The following is an 18266-nucleotide window of genomic DNA, read 5'->3' on the forward strand; positions in this document are numbered from 1 at the left end:
CTATAAACGCATCGGCATAACTACATACATGGCATGTTCGTCACCAGCGGCTTCAATAAGCGCACTGCTGTTCGCATCAGAAAGCGTAAATTGTACATCTTCAGACTTTATTGTATTTAACACGTCTAATAAGTAAGAAACGTTAAAACCAACTTCAAGATCATCGCCTTGGTAACCTACCTCAACAATTTCTTCAGCTTGCTCCTGCTCTGGGTTATTGGCACTAATTTTTAATTGTCCATTACTCAGATTCAATCGCACGCCACGAAACTTCTCGTTAGAAAGAATAGACACACGCTGAAATGCACTACGTAGCCATTCGCGATTTGCGGTAACCAACTTGTCCCCGCCACGAGGTAATACGCGACGATAATCAGGGAATCGCCCATCCACCAGCTTACTCGTAAAAGTAAATTCGCTGTCGATGATACGCACATGATTAGCGCCAAATTGAATGGTGATAGTTTCATCATCTGCAGGCAATAAGCGCATGATCTCTTGCACGCCCTTGCGAGGAATGATCAATTGACGTTGTGTTTGCAATGACTCAGGTAATTTTTGCTGCGCAATTGCCAAACGGTGACCGTCAGTAGCTACCGTTTTAATTTCATTATTATCTACTTCGAACGACATACCATTTAAATAGTAACGTACGTCTTGGTTCGCCATAGAGAAATGCGTTGCTTCTAGCAATTTTCTCAGCTCTAAACGCGTTATGGCAAACTCAACCTCACCGTCCCACTCTTCAAGATTAGGGAAGTCTTCAGCGGCTAAGGTTGTCAAAGAAAAGCGACTTTGACCGCTAGTCAGTAGCAATTGATGCTCTTGGCTACTCAGCACTAAATCCGAGTTATCAGGCAAGCTCTTACAAATATCTAGGAGCTTTTTCGCCGGTAAAGTGATCTTGGCGTCTGGCACATTGGTTTCAAGGGCAACAGATGCAACAAGCTCTATCTCTAAATCTGTACCTGTCATATGTAACGCGCCATTTTTCACTTCTAGCAATACATTAGACAAAATAGGCAGTGTATGTTTGCGCTCAATGGCACCCGACACCTGTACCAGTGGCTTTAAAAATAGTTCTCTTGGAATCGTTATTTGCATCATTTAACCCTTAAGAAGACAGCGTTCTAATTAAGTTTTGATAATCTTCTTTTACCTCATGACTTTCATCACGAAGTGCTTTTACTTTTCTACACGCATGTAACACGGTGGTATGGTCGCGGCCACCAAATGCATCACCTATTTCTGGTAAGCTGTGGTTTGTCAGTTCTTTAGACAATGCCATGGCAACTTGTCTTGGTCTTGCAACTGAACGGCTACGACGTTTTGACAATAAGTCAGAAACACGAATTCGATAATATTCCGCCACGGTGCGCTGGATATTATCGATGGTAACGAGTTTGTCTTGTAGCGCTAGTAAGTCGCGTAGCGCTTCTTTAACAAAATCGATAGAAATTGGACGACCAGTGAAGTTGGCATTAGCTATCACGCGGTTTAACGCACCTTCTAACTCTCGCACATTAGAGCGTAATTTCTTAGCAATAAAAAAGGCAACTTCGTGTGGCAAGTTAATATTACTTTGCTGCGCTTTCTTCATTAAGATAGCAACGCGAGTCTCTAATTCTGGTGGCTCAATAGCAATAGTTAACCCCCAACCAAAACGCGACTTCAGTCGGTCCTCAACCCCTTCTATTTCTTTAGGGTAACGGTCAGAAGTTAGAATAATTTGTTGGTTGCCTTCAAGCAGCGCATTAAAAGTATGGAAGAACTCTTCTTGCGAACGCTCTTTGTTTGCAAAGAATTGGATATCATCAATCATCAATGCATCAACGCTGCGGTAGTAACGCTTGAACTCTTCAATGGCATTATTCTGCAGTGCTTTAACCATGTCCTGAACAAACCGCTCTGAATGCATATAAACAATTTTTGCATCCGGTTTTTGTTCAATAATGCCATTACCTACGGCGTGTAACAGGTGCGTCTTACCCAGACCTGTACCACCGTAAATAAATACGGGATTGAATGCAGAACCTGGATTATCTGCAACTTGCGTTGCAGCGGCTTTTGCCAGCTGGTTAGATTTACCTTCCACAAAGTTATCAAAGGTGTAATTCTCTTTAATATTAGACTTATGCGAAGATTTAGGAGCTGGCTCAACTTTTTCTGCCATTTTTGGCTGAGTGCCTTGCAGCATTGACATGTTATCAGCTGCATGACCTACACTTGCGGCTTTTTCGTTAGATACACTTGGTTGTGCAGCTAACACAGGTTTGCTACCCACATCAAAGCGCAGCTCTGGTGCTTCATCACCACAGATCTCAATCAGCAGTTCATTGATGCGGTGGAGATACTTTTCTCGTACCCAATCCAATACAAAACGATTCGGCGCATAGATAGTTAGCGTATCATCAGTACTTTCTGCCTGTAGTGGTCTTACCCACATGCTAAATTGCTGAGATGGCAATTCATCTTGCAAAACATATAAACAACTTTGCCAAACCGACAGATACACTCTGAACTCCAATAGGTTTTGATTCCCGAGAATAAAAAATAGAGCATTCAGATCTAAATAGTCAGATCTAAATAAAAGGATCGCCGGAAATACTTAGTTTTTATTACAAAATCACTGGTGGAAGCGGGGTATTATGAAGTGATCTTATCCACAAGTTCAATATTGACATTTAGAAAAAGCAAGATCTCACCCTAGCAAAAAAATAAACACATGAAATTTAAAGGTTTTTATTTTTTACCCACAAGTAAGATCATAGCAAAAAACTCTCCCGATCTCACCCCAAAATTAAGATCAAATTTAGTTTTCCAGAGCTTTTCCTATTCTTACTAAATGCTATAATGCCGCCCATCGGATCAGATCTATGCAGATCGATTTCGTATTGATCCTACTTTATGTAGATCGTCTATGTTTGCTCGATAGCTTTGCCAAGTTTTGTCTATATATAAGGATAAAGAAATTCTACTGTGGATTATTTAGCCACAGAGAGCAGATTTTGATTGACTTTAGACGCGCTCAGCTTTAATATCTCGCGCTCGCAATGGCACCTGTGCCAGGATCGCGACCTGCATAGGATGTTTTAACTTTTAACCGATCGGATGGAATTGTTATGAAAAGAACTTTTCAACCTAGCGTACTTAAACGCAAGCGCACTCACGGTTTCCGTGCTCGCATGGCGACTAAGAACGGTCGTAAAGTATTAGCACGTCGTCGTGCTAAAGGCCGTAAAGTACTTTCTGCTTAATATTTAGTGGAAGACTTTAGCTTTAGCAGGGAGTTACGTCTGTTAACTCCCTCGCATTACTCCCGCATATTTCAAGAGCCAGCTCGCGCTGCTACGCCTTACTTTACTCTACTTGCAAAACCAAATGATGTTGGTCATCCAAGACTCGGTTTAACTGTAGCAAAAAAACGCTGTAAAAAAGCATGTCAACGAAACCGTATCAAACGACTTGCCAGAGAAAGCTTTCGATTAAATCGTCATAAACTTGATAATATCGATATTGTGTTGATGGTCAAAACCGGTGTTGACGAGCAATCTAATGAAGAGCTAACTAAACAGCTCACTAAGATGTGGCGCAAAATAAATGAACGTTGTAAGCCAGGTGCACCTAAACCACCTTTTAAGCCAAAGCCTCAACACAAGCGTTCAAAAAATCCTCAAGCTAACGCGAAAAAGCAATAATCTGCTTCAGCCTTTCCTTTTTACGGCGCATTTACCCTTGCTAGCATAGTAATTTTACGCCAATTAAGGTAAGGTTAGCTCACCTTTTAATCAGCTATATCAATGGAAAAATTGTCTGTTTTTGCTCACTTGGGTTGAAGCAGTAAATTGAGGAAATTGATATCTACAAAGCCATGAATTCAACTTCAGGGCGTAGCAAGATCAGAAATCAGTTCAAAGCAGTTTGTTCGCTTCCCAAGCACCTGCTTATATTGCTGATCCGCGGTTATCAACAATGGATTAGCCCCCTACTCGGGCCTCATTGTCGTTTTAACCCGACCTGTTCTAGTTATGCAATTCAAGCAATTAATTTACATGGAATTGCAAAAGGGAGTTGGTTAGCGGTTAAACGCATATTAAAATGTCACCCTTTGAGCGCAGGTGGAGATGACCCTGTACCTGTGAAGTCGACTAAAGTTAAACAACACGAGAAATAAGAGCTGTTATGGAATCGCAACGCACGTTTTTATTTATCGGTTTGTTGCTGGTTTCGTTCCTACTGTTCCAAGAGTGGACACAAGAACAAAACCCGCCACAAGCTGATACCAGTGCCGCCACACAACAAGTGGCGAACTCAACCCCAACAGAAGAGCAAGCTGATGTTCCAGCATCAAGCCAATCCGATGTCCCAGTTGTAGCAACTCAGGCAACACGTTCTGTCATTAGTATCACTACCGATGTACTTTCGGTAAAAATTGATACTAAAGGCGGTGACATCGTTGAAGCCAACTTACTACAACACGCAGAAACCCATGGCAGCGACACGCCTTTCATGTTACTTGGTGAATTTGAAGGCAAACAGTATGTTTCACAGAGTGGTTTAATTGGTTTAAACGGCCCTGATGCAAACAAAGCTGGCCGCCCTGTATATGAGTCTGCACAACAGCAATATGAGCTTAATGGCGATACATTACGTGTACCACTGACTTTTACTGATGAGAAAGGCGTACAGTACACAAAAACTTATGTATTTAAAGCAGGTAAATATGATGTTGACTTAGAATACCAAGTTAACAACACCACCTCATCACCTGTTCAAGTACAACTATACACACAAATCAAACGTACACGCCAAGATAAAGGCAGCATGGTTGATCAGACCTACTTAGGCGCAGCCTATGGTACCGCTGAAGAGCCTTATGAGAAATACAGCTTCTCTGATATGGCGGATGCGAACCTGAATAAAAATACCCAAGGCGGCTACGTTGCTTTCCTACAGCACTACTTCGTCAGTGCATGGGTGCCAGATCAGCAAACCAATAATACAATTTATACCGCGCTTAGAAATGGCAATGGTATTGTTGGTATGAAGAGCGAGCCAACCAATGTTCAAGCAAACAGCACGGCAACTATCCATGCGGTGTACTACATGGGTCCTAAAGACACAGAAGCGCTTGAAGCAATTCAAGAAGACCTAGATCTCACAGTAGACTACGGCTGGTTATGGTTTATTTCACAACCGTTACTGACTCTGCTTAAGTTCCTTTACGGTATTTTAGGTAACTGGGGTTTGGCGATTATTGCTATCACTTTGATTGTGAAAACGGCGTTATACCCTCTAACTAAAGCGCAATACACCTCTATGGCTAAAATGCGCATGCTACAGCCTAAGATGCAGGCACTAAAAGAGCGTTATGGCGATGACCGCCAGAAGTTCGGCCAAGCGATGATGGAAATGTACCGTAAGGAAAAAGTGAACCCAATGGGTGGCTGTTTCCCACTATTACTACAAATGCCAATCTTCCTAGCCTTGTTCTACGTATTCCTTGAATCAACAGAACTACGTCATGCTGAGTTTATGTTGTGGCTAACGGATCTATCATCAATGGACCCGTACTACGTACTACCTGTGCTATTTGGCGCAAGTATGTTCCTAACACAAAAACTACAGCCGATGACAGTTACAGACCCAATGCAACAAAAGATGATGACTTACATGCCAGTCGTGTTCTCAATCTTCTTTATTTGGTTCCCATCAGGTCTGGTACTTTACTGGTTGGTTTCAAACCTTATCTCTATCGCTCAGATGCTTATCATCTACCGTGGCATGGAGAAAAAAGGCATGAAAGTACGCGGTTAACGCTCGTACACCTTGAATAAAAAAACGCCAGCTGTGAAGCTGGCGTTTTTTTATTTGCGCATCATATGAAGTTGTCGCTATTGATCAATCCATTGGAGCTCACCATTTGGACCGCCGTCAACACAGACTTTCCATTTGTTATTTTGCTTTTTTACGGCTCCCTTAGAGTATTCCTGATCGGCATAATAACAATACTTTGTAGGGTCGTAGTCTGGTTTTACATTCTCACCACTTAGTGCAGAACCAGATACCGCAAATACTGCAGATACAACCGCTAGTGTTAGTCTATTCATAATATCTCCCTTTACGCATAATTTTAAGTTACCTAAACTAGGTAACTTACCTTATATTATAAACACAACGAGCAACAAGCACTTTCCCTTTTAAACTCATAGCAATTAAAATATCAAATAAAAGCAAGCACTTGATAAAATTTGATAGCGATTTTATGACGATTTGATAGGTCAAATCTGGGCTATCCGTCATGCTCTTTTGCAGTTAAAAAATGCAAAGAGAAGACGATGCTTGAATCTACGTTACTACAGGCACTCTCCAGTGCCGAATCTGATTGGTGGTTAGTGCCTATAGCACTCTTAGTCGGTGTACTCACCAGCTTTACGCCCTGCGTATATCCCATACTTCCCATAACTGTTGCGACTCTTAGCCAACAACGCCATATTCGCCTTGCCCCAGTCTGGTATGCACTAGGCTTTGCAGCGGTGTACGCCGCGCTTGGATTTATTGCAGCATTAACCGGTAGCTTCTTTGGCCAAGTAGCAACAAACCCTTGGGTGCTGCTAATTTTTGCCAATCTATTACTCTACTTTGCTGTGGTATCAAAAGGTTTAGTCTCTCTGCCACGCTTGCCAAATGCGATTTCAACAGGCTCACCAGCACCTCTTATAATGGGCATGGCCAGCGCTCTTGTTGCGGCTCCCTGTACGTCTCCAATTTTAGGCGGCTTATTGCTCTTCGTTGCTAATGCCCAGCAACCTCTATTAGGAGGCGCACTGCTGTTTAGTTTTGCGCTCGGTATGAGCACCCTGTTACTGCTAGCAGGGCTAAGCACACGCTTTTTGCATACATTACCAAGATCTGGAGCTTGGTTAAATCACATCACTACAGCAACCGCACTTATCTTAGTCGCAATGGCGCAATATTTTCTTATTCAAGCTGGCAAAAGTTGGCTATAAAACGCAAAGGAACCACCATGAAAAAAATCGTATTTTATTCACTCTTTATGTTACTCAGCACAATGTCTGCAGCAAAGGACTATCCCGTACTTACCGCCAATACGCTTGCAAATAATACCGTAACCAGTCAAGGCAAAGTCACTTACTTGAAGTTTTGGGCAACGTGGTGCTCCTACTGCGTGGAAGAAATGCCACTGCTTGAGCAAAGCTTTCAGCAAGCCAATAACCACTATCAGGTTATCGCCGTTAATATTGGCTTCAATCAGTCAAAAAAAGGCGTGCAAGCTTACCTTGATAAACATGATTACCAATTTCCAACGGTATTTGATGGTAATGGCAAGATAACTCAGCAGTTTCAAGTGTTAGGCACGCCACAACACATCCTCATTGATGAAAACGGCAAAGAAATCTATCGCAGCGCATTGTTTACAGATGAGCTGCAACAACATCTGAGCACACTCCAAGGAGCAAACTAATGTCATCAATTAAAGCCCTACTTATGTTCGCCGCTTTGTGCCTCAGCGTGTTTGCGCACGCTAACACGCAAGAGTATGTGTTTATTAATATTTGGGATGAGTATGTACAGCCCACGACTCTACCAACGCCACTAGCACCAAGGAGATTGCTACAGCCCGATATTAATATTGATGAGGCAAGCTTAGCGCAGTTTAAAACGGCCTACCCAAGCTATGCTGAGTTAGCCATTGATAAGCAAAACCAGTTGCTGCAACGCTTTGCAATAAGGCAAACACCTGTTCGTGTTATCGTTAAAGACGACAAAGTTATCAAACGAGAGTTGTTGACGACTAACAGTGCACCAAGCACAGAGAAAGAAACACGGATCCCATTGCAAACACTCACCGGTGCGCCATTTTCGATAGCGACTATAAACAGTCAATACAGAGTGTTATTTTTCAGCGATAGTTTGTGTCCGTTTCAACATATTCCTGCCTGTGAAATGAGAATAAAACAAAACAATCAACTCGCTGACTCGAGTGCGTATCCGGTCGTTACTGTGATTAAGCCCTTTTATGTGGAAGAACAAAGTGCTCGAGACTACCAACAACGCTTTGAGGTCAAACACGATATTGTGTTCGATCACCACAACGAAGTATTTAGCCAGTTTGAGATTAGAGAGCTACCTTACTGGGTGGTACAAGACAAACATGGTGAAGTCGTTTATCGCGGTAATCAGCCACCCAACATAGACTAGAGCCTAATTTATCGTCCATTTACTCTGACAATAGACGCTGTAAGGGGCATCGATGAGCTCAGTAATAAAGTGCTTATCAATGCTGCTTTGCTGGCGTATTTGCAGCAACTGTTGCTGTAATAATTGGCTATTTTCGAGTCCGGCCAATTTATCTGAAAAGCGCTTTTGCAGCGCTTCTTCATTTAACATATCAGCCGCAACAACACCGTAAAGCAACAAAAGATGTGAATTGGTATGTTGATGTGCAGTAATGATCTCAAGCGCTTGTTGAGGCTCGTTTCTCAAAAGATGGATATACATTTGCGTATAGAGCGCATAGGTCTCAACTTCTTGTAGCTGTAACGTTTGATAGTCTTGCATTGCTTCAACCGTCAACGGCTCTGCTAATTCGAGCTTGCCCGCTTTGATCCAGGTCCAACCCAGTAACAATTTAACGTTGGCACGCGTCACCGAAGAAATATAATCGCTTTCTAACAGCACTTGATATTGCGTAATTGCACTTTGCATTGCATCCGTATCACCCGTTTGCAATGCGATATCCATATGCGCCATGCCAATCAGTAATTGCTGTTGTTCATAGCTTGGAATAAAACGCGGCTCCCCGTTAATGTCTTTTAAATACCGTAGCGCCTTTTCTCCCTGATGTAGCTGAATATAGTAGAACCCTAGGTAAGTGAGTATTTGCTTTTCTAAATAGTGATAACCATTTTTCTGAGCTAAAGCGAGGGCTTTTAATAAACTAGGCTCACTTTCAACCACTGGCACTAAGTAATTTTGACCATAAGCAAACAAAGCTTTTATTAAATTCATGGTCTGCTCTGTTTGCTCATAATAGGCAATGGCTTGCGCGAGTACAGGTTTACTCTTCTCTAAGTTCAGTAACGTTTTTTCAGCGGGACCAGCCGCTGGTGAATTGGCAAGATAGAAACTCCGCTGTGCTTCGCTATAGACAAACGATCGACTGCCTATCAAAACATGCGCTGAACTCATCGCTTGCTGGTATTCATCCCAACGTTGTAACACCCAAAAAGCATCCGCTTTGAGTTGATATGCCATCGCTATCAATTCAACTTGCTGGCTTTGCTCAGCAGCATCGAGGGCAAGCTGAGCTTGCTGCAACGCTTGCTGATGTAAGCCTTGTGCCTTGAAAAACTCTCCGTAATAGAGGTGGTAGCGAGCACGAGTCGCGATTGACGCTGAACTTAGTGAAACCTGTTCGAATCGATGGGTGGCAGAATCAATATCACCGAGCTGCCAACAAATTTGCGCAAGCTCCAACTGGCTTTCTAGATGTTCCGGCATTTGTGCCACAGCCGCCTCAAAATATGCCTTTGCCAGTTGAGGTCCCTGTTCATTTAATGCTTGTACACCGCGGTAATAGTCATTCATTGCTAGATTTAAGGGTGATTTTTTGGCGCTTTTAGTGTCAACACCTAGCGCTAACTGCGCAATAACCTCTGTTGCAATCGCTTCAAAGCTCTCATCTAACTGTTCAACAATTATCTCGCTTTGCTTATCTCCATAAGTAACACTGAGTAAAAAACGCTGTTGTATCGGCTTTAGTGAAAGCGTGAGCTTATTAATCGCACTATTCTCTGCAAGCTCAGGATATTGGCTTCGCGGTACTAATTGATAATGAGACTGTAAATGTTGTCTCAATGCTGCTTCAAGCGCATAGCCCCACCACGCATTGGCTTGCACACCCGTCTCATTCACCATAGGCACAATGATTAACGAGTCTTGCTCAGCTTGTATACGAGTGACAACGGGTACTGAGCTAGAAACGAGATAAACACTCGCCGCGACTCCACTTAACGCAACAGCGCCAACGACAAGCATCGCCTTCATTGTTGTAGTGAGTTTGAATGTGTTAAATGTGCGGCTCTCAACAGGACAAATCCACTGATAACCTTGCTGTGGTATGGTTTTAATAAAGGTGGGTTGCTGGGCGTTATCTTTGAGGGCTTGTCTTAGCTCAGTGATACTTTGTGTTAGTGCAGCTTCTCTAAACTCACCGTGTTGCCACAACGTGCTGAGCAATGTTTCACGTGTAACAATTTGATTTGGATGGGCTAAAAAATAAGCCAACAGCTGCGCAACTCTCGGCCTCAGTGGCACTTGCTCAGCATCACGATATAAACACGAGACATTTGGATCGAAGCGGAATTGAAGAAAGTGCAGCACAGCGTTAGTTTCCCTTATACAACCTTTGCTAGTAAGAACAGTAAAAACTGTGATCATAATTATACCTGACAAAAGCGCATAACCGTATCATTAAGGTCATCAACCACCCAAAACACAATGAGCATACTCAGATATTACCCACCAGCTATACCTGAGATATATCAATTGCTGTACAATTATGGCTATTAACCAGACAGTCTAAAGAGTCATCATGATCGCACAAGACACCATAGCAGCACAGGCTACCGCACCGGGTCGCGGTGGCGTTGGTATTATTCGAGTTTCAGGGTGTAAAGCCCGAGCAGTTGCCGAGCAAATCTTAGGTAAATGCCCAAAAACTCGCTATGCCGAATACCTGCCATTCAATACCCTAGCAGGTGAACAACTAGACCAAGGTATTGCATTGTTCTTCCAAGGGCCGAACTCATTCACCGGTGAAGATGTCCTTGAGTTACAAGGCCACGGTGGCCCCGTGGTACTTGATATGCTGTTAAAGGAAATCAGCAAAATTGAGCAAGTGCGCTTGGCAAAGCCTGGTGAGTTCTCAGAACGTGCTTTTATGAACGACAAGCTAGACTTAACGCAAGCAGAAGCTATCGCAGACTTGATCAACGCAACCAGCGAGCAAGCTGCAAAAAGTGCACTACATTCACTACAAGGTGACTTTTCTAAACATATCAATACGTTGGTTGAGAAAGTAATTCATCTGCGCATGTACGTAGAAGCCGCAATTGACTTTCCCGACGAAGAAATCGACTTTCTTTCCGATGGTAAAGTCTCGGGTGACCTAGAAGCCATTATTCAGCAACTCGCAGAAGTACGTAAACAAGCCAAGCAAGGCAGCATCATGCGTGAAGGCATGCGCGTGGTGATTGCAGGCCGCCCTAATGCTGGTAAATCTTCACTACTCAATGCCTTAGCAGGCCGTGAAGCTGCGATTGTTACAGACATCGCAGGTACCACACGAGACGTACTACGTGAACATATTCATATTGATGGCATGCCACTTCATATTATCGACACCGCAGGACTTCGTGATAGTCCAGACAAAGTAGAGCAGATAGGTATTGAGCGTGCTTGGGAAGAGATCCGCGGCGCCGATCACGTACTATTTATGGTGGATGGCACCGAAACCCACGAAACCGATCCTGCGAAGATCTGGCCTGATTTTATCGAGCAATTACCGCAAGGCATGGAAATTACCGTGATCCGCAATAAAGTCGATTTAAGCGGTGAAGCCGTTGGCGCAACAACGAGTGATGGCCATACCCTTATCCGTCTAAGTGCTAAAGACATTCAAGGCATTGATTTATTGAGGGAACATCTAAAAGCCTGTATTGGATTTACTGGTGCAACTGAAGGTGGCTTTATGGCTCGCCGTCGTCACTTAGACGCCCTAGAGCGCGCAGCTGAGCACCTAGAAATAGGTCAAACTCAGCTAGAAATGCATATTGCCGGTGAAATTTTGGCAGAAGAGCTACGCCTTACCCAGCAATACCTCAATGAGATCACCGGTGAATTCACCTCCGATGACTTGCTGGGCAAAATCTTTAGCTCATTTTGTATTGGTAAATAACCCAAATATCTAAGTAGTCATACGCCTTTTTTGGGCGTATGACTACACACTAATTAGCGTATTGGTTTACCGCTTCTTTTACCTTGCGAGATTTGTCTTTTCTTAATGGAGCTAGCAATGCTTCAGCGTCTGCTGCTTGGCTGAATATTTCAGGAAGTTCAGCGCGGCGATCAGCATATAAATAGCTCAAACTCTGTTTAAAACTGCCATATTGGCCACGAGCATGTGCCACGATAAATTCACGACATACGTCAAAGTGACTGCGCTTAATACAAAACAGCACCAAATGTTCGGGTTTAACGCCGATATCAAATAACCAGGTGAGCAAAAATGCTATGCCGGTTTCGGACGCTTCGCCTTCATATTCACCGCTTTTCGATAGGTAAGTTTCAAAATCTATCTCATTGTGTGCCAGTTGATGTAATAGCCAAGGTTGTTCCATTTGCGCTTCAATTAATTTAAAGCCCCGATAATCATGATTAAGAAGCACACGTACCAGTTTGTTGCGACGCTCAGCATCTAACATCCACACAAACTGACGAAGACTATACATTTGATATTCATCGGCATCGATACGCATAAACTCGGTGGAAATTTGCCCTTTAAACAGCGCAGCCATGACATCAAACTCGACCTCATTATGTAGATAAGCCATCGTTTGCTCAACAATCGCGTTAATGCGATTGGACTGCACTTGCAGCTCAGCCACGCGTTTTATAATAGCCGCACGCTCAAGCTGCTCTGAAAATATCAGTAACGGCCCAGATGGCAGCCTTTCTTCATACCAAGCAAGCGGCACCTCATGATCGGCCATCACAATAACGTAATTGTCTCCTTGCTGTTGTAACACAGTGCACGCTTCCCAACTTCGACCATCTACATGGCAAGGTTTATCGTGTATTGAGAGGCTATCCGCTACAATGGCTTTATGCAGCTTCTTTGGTAACTTTTCACCTTCACCGAAATATAGACAATCCCGACCTAATTCCTGTGCTAACGCATGCTCCCAAGAGTGCAGGTTTAATTGCACAAAAATATCAATCGCGCGTTGTAAATCATGGCTGAAATCAAGCTCAACTTCCGGGTGTTTAAGCGACACATGATGTAAAAACTCAATTTTCGTGCGCTCATTGATATATGCGAGTCCCTGCTCCATAGCTTTGGCTTTGTTACGTCCCATGCTGCCAAACATGCAGGTATCATCACTGGCTATTTCGCTGTAAATCTCTATCCAATTCAAGTAGCGTTCGGAGTTATAACGTTGATTGCTCATTTCATAGGCATTCAGTATACCGCCATCTATTCCAGCTTTACTTAACTGTTCGTAGACCTCAATTTCATTGAGTATAGTGTCAAACTCTATGCTCCAATGATCATCCGAATAAGCACGAAGCACATTGCGTGCAACCCTAACTGGCGCTAGTGCAATAATAAATTGCCATAAACGATCTGCTTTATATTGCAGGGGTAAAGGTAGCTGTCGCAACCAAAATGCCGTTAAGGTAAAGCGTTGGAAATCATCATCAAAATCTTTAAAGATCTGATAGCTTGACTGCTTTTCACTAAACTTGTTTAGGTAAAGATCGCCGCGACAACACTCATCTCGATACAACTGCGGCTGCACTAATGCCAATAAACTGCTTAAATCATCTTGCGGCGTGTCTGCAGTAAAGTAATCACAGATCCGCGTTATTTGTGCCTCAGACAATCCTAAGTTATCAGGGTTATAATGATCGGACTTTTTATGACATTTCTGAATTATGTGCTGGGCAGCGAGTTGCCAAATATGATTGTCGTTAAGATAATTTGCTAGTGCCTCAGTAATATCATCGCCAATATGCTGATTATAATCACTGTGCAGGTGATAGCTGGCCAGTGTAATTAATCCCATATCCAATTGCGGCCATTGCTTTGGGTGGCACAGCGCACGCGATGAGCGGAAATGCTCATCGACCAACTTAAGATGCTTGCGACACAGTAATTCATCTTGGTTGGTGAAATAACGAAATATCGACTGGATATTTTTGGCTTTAGCATTTTCAGCCGCGCTCTTGATATCAGACACGGAGAGTTGAGTATAACGCTGATAATAGGCTTCTCTGGAGAGTAGTGCTTCATCACCTTCGGTAAGTGATGCCATCATATATTTGCAAAACTCACGCTTGCCTAGGACATGGTAAAATACATCAATCACGCGAAGGTACTGCTCAGCACGAGCTTGTAGTAAGTTATTTTCTGCATCGTTGCGTACCGCAAGCGTCAACACCATGCCATTGGGTTGTGTATATTCAGCTTCTTCACTGAAGTGATCTGTAAGTAGATCGCCTCGCACAAAGCTGAGCACCGACTCCAGCTCCTCGGCTATACCTTGATTATTGCGCTCAAAACTATTCAATTGATCAATAAGATGCTCAGCCATGTCACTGGCATGCACTTTCGCTAATTCAAGCACATCTACTTCACAGACTGTTTCTAATACTGTTTGTGGTTCCCCAGTTTCAATGTAGCGCCACAATAATCCGCCTTGGGGCATGGCCAGCACTAAAGGTTTCAACAAATTAGTACCATAGTTAAGCTCATATTTACGCTCACCTCTGGCAAGATAGGCACGATAGTTTGCACGAGCAGCAATGGCACTCTGTGCAATTTTAACTAATGGACCTGCAACCTGTGATTGGACTTTTTGCTGTAAATCATACGCTTCATTTTCGAGGGTACTGCCAAAAAATGGCATTGCCATAAAGCTGTCTTTAGCCTCTTCATCGTCATAAAAACAGCTATGGGGGAATAGCGATTGATACAAAGAGATCACAGGCTGATGACCACTCAGGTCTTCTTCTTCCTCATCACACATGGTATCGACATGGGCAAGTAATACGGGCTCAGCTTGAAAACGTGCAATGACTAATGCTTTAAATTGCTCATAACTCTCAGGATTTTCGCGTAAATATTCCCCAAGCGGCTGGTAGTCACATTCTTCACTGTATTGATCATTTTTGAACATGCCAGATCTAAAGTTATCGTTGTCACACCAAATAAATGCTTTGATCATTTCACGATGCCAACCGTGCTCGTGTAGCAATACACTTAAATAGCTTTCATAACCGCATGCATGTTCATCATCCCAATAAGGCACAAAGTATTGTGCTAGCAAATAGGCGTACTGTATATCCGTCTTTGCAAGCATATACAAAGCTTCAACGCCAAATACCCGCATATCATCAAGCCACATTTCATCAGTGTCATTTTGGCGGCGACTATAGGCCACTATTTCCTTGGCGGCTTCTACAACAGCTTGTTTGATCTCAGGGTATTGCAGCGCTGCTGCAAATAAAATGACCTCAGAAATATAGTTTTCGGTATCATCAAGTATGGTGTGGTCATAGTGGTGCGCACCGCCTTCTTGGCCTAAATCTAATGCTGATTGAAGCAACTTTAGGTTGTTGCCACTATCTTGCGGTTGCAAACGGCGCATCCCCGCTTCATCAAGTTGCTTAAACTCAACATCAAACTGACTGTTAAAACAGGCCTTATCGCTGTCCAACAAAGCCTTATACTGAGCTAGTGCTAATTTAATTTGTTGCGGGTTTTGGATATCCAGCGTGATTATCTGGTTTTTATCGAATTGGTTCATGTCGTTATTTCTAATTGAATTTGACGTATAGCCGCACTAATCGGACTATAGAGAAGAAAAAGAGAATGAAGCGCAGCTTTGTGAACCGCGGCAATTTCAAGTAAATGCTAAACACAGTGAGTGGCAGCTACGCGTTAGCATCCTCAGCTTGCAGCTCCTTTAACCTGTCGATATCTATCTGACAGTCCTGCTTTGCTTTTTTCTGTTGAGCGGGTGTCATATCATCCCAATGAATATAACCACCATGTGCGTATGGCGCATTGTATAAATAGTTGGCGAATTTTTTGTTGGCAGTACCAGAGACTAACCCTCTTACAGAACCCTGTTTATCAGCAGCCCACAGTGCGACGCGTTTAAATTCCAACTCTCCAGATGCATTAATACGAAATGAGTACCAATTTTCAGCAGCACTAATGTGCAGATCCTTATCCATGTTTTACCTTTTGTAGTTCCTTAATATCAACACTATTATTTCGAATCCATATAACTAGGTCAACATCAAATTTATCGTTAAGCTTTTGATAAATATTAATAAAAAGTAAAGAGCAGCACACTTATAATAAGGATCTGAACGATAACCGCAAATCTACCCAATCACGTTAAGTGCTAGATCTGGCCAGTCCAACATCCGTACGCTGCGTATCCTAAGCGCTGCAACTTAGGAGAAATAAAATGGCGCTATCTACAACTTTCAATGCACTACACCAACAATCAGCCCCGCTTTTTCTAGCTAACTGCTGGGATCCATCATCAGCGCTTATCATCGAACAGGCTGGTGGTCAGGCCGTTGCGACAACAAGCTGGGGTATGTCTAATCATCAGGGCTACAAAGATGGAGAACAACTCACATTTGACCGTGTACTACAAACAGTAAGTGCCATCCTTAAGGTGATCACTATTCCATTGAGTGTTGATATTGAGGCAGGCTACAGCGCGGATCAAAATCAGATCATCAAACATATTATCCAATTGGCCGACCTTGGCGTTGCAGGTATCAATATTGAAGACAAACCCAGTAACCATAGCGGCTTACGCGATATAAAGGCACACCAAGCGTTATTGCAGGCAATCAAACAAGCTTTACGTCATGGCGGTTTCGATCAATTTTTTATTAATGCCCGTTGCGATCTTTGCTTACAACCACAGTGGACTGAAGCGACGCTGCTTGAGCGTGCACTCGCCTATCAAGCAGCAGGTTGCGATGGCTTTTTTATTCCCGGTTTAACCAACACCACGATGATAAAACACCTAACAGCCCTGCTTTCAATTCCAGTCAATGTGATGTTGTTGCCCGGATTTAGTGATAAACAGGCGTTAGCACAGTTAGGAGTCAAACGTATCTCATCGGGTAATGCTCTCAGCGATCATGTGATAGCACTACAAGAATCAGCCACCAGAAGGCTGCTCGAAGAACATGCTGTAGACTTCTTATTTGAGCAATCAGTCCGCACAACTTGGCTGTCAAACTAAATAAATCACAAGATCTGACCGTTTTTTTAGATTCTTTTATTATATGGATCTAACTATATAGATCTAAAAGACTGGATCGACTTCCAGCTTTTAGATCGTTATCCACAACACCTCATCCACAACCTCAAAATTTGTTCAAAAACAGCGGAGATCTTACCGTTTCAAGCATGCGCCTTGGTTTAAAAAAGTATTTTTAGGCTCAGCTATCCCATAGATTATCCACAAATAAATCACCGAGTTAAGCTTAGGAATATTTTATTTTTTCTTTTTATTTCATGTAGATAAATAAAGACATTAAAAATCACACACTATTTGTGCAAATATTTTTATCCAATAACCTTAAAGCCCTCTTTACATATTCACGTTAAACGCTAAGATGGCGCGCAATACGACTTAGGTAAGGGTAACAATGCAAACTTTAGATCTTATTGTAGGCAGCCAAATGGGATCAGCAGAATACGTTGCTGAACAGCTAATGGAATCGCTTGAATCTCAAGGTTATACCGTGAATTTGCATGAAAAACCCGAGCTTGAAGCTTGTCAGCAAGCACTTTGGCTGGTGGTGACATCAACCTATGGGGCCGGTGACTATCCAGAAAACTTATTACCTTTTATATCAGCATTAAAAGCGAGCTCAGATCTAAGCCAGTTACGCTTTGCGGTAGTGGGAATTGGTGATTCAAGTTACGACACCTTTAATCATGCAGCTATTAATCTTGCTGATCTACTTAAAGAAAAAGGTGCGACACAGTTGTTAGACATTGAAAAGATCGATGTTTTACACCCAGATCTACCAGAAGATACCGCTATTGCTTGGCTACCTAAGTTTGTTGAATGTGTCGCTTAACGCTGCAACATTGAAATACACAGAAGTTATTCACAAATTCAGTCTATTTTAGATCGTATTGTGGATAACCTATGATCTAACTGCTGATCTACGCTTACTTATCCATTGGATAAAATAATTGAGATCTAGCCCTGTGAATAAAGTGGCAAGTTGATCAAAGGTTTTAAGCCCATTGATCCGATCTAATTCACACCAATTGATCTTAGTTAAGCAGTTGGATCTAAACAGGAATACAAAACTATTCACAGATCAAAGGATCAGTAGTAGTAAGATCAATAAAGATCTTTAAAAAGATCCTTATATATTTTAAGTGATCTCTTTTTTGCGTTGTG

General features: G+C 42.7%; 16 protein-coding genes. 10 read left to right on the forward strand and 6 right to left on the reverse strand.

All coding sequences use genetic code 11. The features are described from left to right. Positions 1-1104: a DNA polymerase III subunit beta gene (gene dnaN / locus BB427_RS16360; RefSeq protein ID WP_010376842.1), complete on the reverse strand. Its 1104-nt coding sequence runs from the start codon at positions 1102-1104 to the stop codon at positions 1-3. A gap of 10 nt (positions 1105-1114) precedes the next feature. Further along, the gene (dnaA, locus tag BB427_RS16365; protein WP_069021935.1) at positions 1115-2515 is read right to left on the reverse strand and encodes a chromosomal replication initiator protein DnaA; all 1401 of its coding nucleotides are present in this window, start codon (positions 2513-2515) and stop codon (positions 1115-1117) included. Between the two features lie 607 nt (positions 2516-3122). Here dnaA and rpmH point away from each other — a divergent pair. From rpmH to yidC, 4 genes are all read left to right on the forward strand, one after another. Continuing rightward, on the forward strand, positions 3123-3257 hold the full coding sequence (gene rpmH, locus BB427_RS16370; RefSeq protein ID WP_010376846.1) for a 50S ribosomal protein L34: 135 nt from the start codon (positions 3123-3125) through the stop codon (positions 3255-3257). 6 nt (positions 3258-3263) lie between these two features. Further along, the gene (gene rnpA / locus BB427_RS16375) at positions 3264-3698 is read left to right on the forward strand and encodes a ribonuclease P protein component (protein WP_010376847.1); all 435 of its coding nucleotides are present in this window, start codon (positions 3264-3266) and stop codon (positions 3696-3698) included. Positions 3699-3871: 173 nt separating this feature from the next. Further along, entirely contained in the window at positions 3872-4174 is a 303-nt protein-coding gene (yidD, locus tag BB427_RS23955) for a membrane protein insertion efficiency factor YidD (RefSeq protein ID WP_010604158.1), read from the forward strand. Positions 4175-4182: 8 nt separating this feature from the next. After that, on the forward strand, positions 4183-5817 hold the full coding sequence (gene yidC, locus BB427_RS16380; RefSeq protein ID WP_069021936.1) for a membrane protein insertase YidC: 1635 nt from the start codon (positions 4183-4185) through the stop codon (positions 5815-5817). A 77-nt stretch (positions 5818-5894) separates the two neighbouring features. Here the strand turns inward: yidC and BB427_RS16385 are convergent, their stop codons facing one another. Beyond that, positions 5895-6110, reverse strand: coding sequence for a DUF1496 domain-containing protein (locus BB427_RS16385; protein ID WP_069021938.1), 216 nt, complete (start codon positions 6108-6110; stop codon positions 5895-5897). Positions 6111-6338: 228 nt separating this feature from the next. Between BB427_RS16385 and BB427_RS16390 the strand changes: the two genes are divergently transcribed. From BB427_RS16390 to BB427_RS16400, 3 genes are read left to right on the forward strand one after another with little or no spacing between them, the layout of a single operon-like run. Then, positions 6339-7010, forward strand: coding sequence for a cytochrome c biogenesis protein CcdA (locus BB427_RS16390; RefSeq protein ID WP_069021940.1), 672 nt, complete (start codon positions 6339-6341; stop codon positions 7008-7010). A gap of 17 nt (positions 7011-7027) precedes the next feature. Then, positions 7028-7486 carry a TlpA family protein disulfide reductase gene (locus BB427_RS16395; RefSeq protein WP_045988475.1) on the forward strand — a complete coding sequence of 153 codons (459 nt, stop codon included), beginning with the start codon at positions 7028-7030 and terminating at the stop codon, positions 7484-7486. Further along, the gene (locus BB427_RS16400) at positions 7486-8223 is read left to right on the forward strand and encodes a TlpA family protein disulfide reductase (protein ID WP_069021942.1); all 738 of its coding nucleotides are present in this window, start codon (positions 7486-7488) and stop codon (positions 8221-8223) included. The genes BB427_RS16395 and BB427_RS16400 overlap by 1 nt, the downstream gene beginning before the upstream one ends. A 3-nt stretch (positions 8224-8226) precedes the next feature. Here BB427_RS16400 and BB427_RS16405 read toward each other — a convergent pair whose 3' ends face one another. Beyond that, the gene (locus tag BB427_RS16405) at positions 8227-10407 is read right to left on the reverse strand and encodes a winged helix-turn-helix domain-containing protein (RefSeq protein WP_254663655.1); all 2181 of its coding nucleotides are present in this window, start codon (positions 10405-10407) and stop codon (positions 8227-8229) included. Positions 10408-10618: 211 nt separating this feature from the next. On the opposite strand from BB427_RS16405, the gene mnmE reads away from it, so the two are divergent. After that, positions 10619-11983 carry a tRNA uridine-5-carboxymethylaminomethyl(34) synthesis GTPase MnmE gene (gene mnmE, locus BB427_RS16410; RefSeq protein WP_017218537.1) on the forward strand — a complete coding sequence of 455 codons (1365 nt, stop codon included), beginning with the start codon at positions 10619-10621 and terminating at the stop codon, positions 11981-11983. Positions 11984-12032: 49 nt separating this feature from the next. Here mnmE and BB427_RS16415 read toward each other — a convergent pair whose 3' ends face one another. Together BB427_RS16415 and BB427_RS16420 are read right to left on the reverse strand one after the other, a co-directional pair. Further along, positions 12033-15617 (reverse strand): hypothetical protein, encoded by a 3585-nt coding sequence (locus BB427_RS16415; RefSeq protein ID WP_069021946.1) that lies wholly within the window; start codon positions 15615-15617, stop codon positions 12033-12035. Positions 15618-15744: 127 nt separating this feature from the next. Then, positions 15745-16050 (reverse strand): hypothetical protein, encoded by a 306-nt coding sequence (locus BB427_RS16420; RefSeq protein WP_069021947.1) that lies wholly within the window; start codon positions 16048-16050, stop codon positions 15745-15747. 239 nt (positions 16051-16289) lie between these two features. Here BB427_RS16420 and BB427_RS16425 point away from each other — a divergent pair, with 239 nt between their 5' ends. Continuing rightward, a complete protein-coding gene (locus BB427_RS16425) occupies positions 16290-17087 on the forward strand; it encodes an isocitrate lyase/PEP mutase family protein (RefSeq protein ID WP_069021949.1) in 798 nt (265 codons plus the stop codon). 409 nt (positions 17088-17496) lie between these two features. Then, complete coding sequence (gene mioC / locus BB427_RS16430) at positions 17497-17934, forward strand: FMN-binding protein MioC (RefSeq protein WP_010604148.1); 438 nt, start codon at positions 17497-17499, stop codon at positions 17932-17934. The last annotated feature ends 332 nt before the right edge of the window (positions 17935-18266 follow it).

This window comes from Pseudoalteromonas sp. BMB, from assembly GCF_001709235.1.
Lineage (GTDB): Bacteria > Pseudomonadota > Gammaproteobacteria > Enterobacterales > Alteromonadaceae > Pseudoalteromonas > Pseudoalteromonas maricaloris.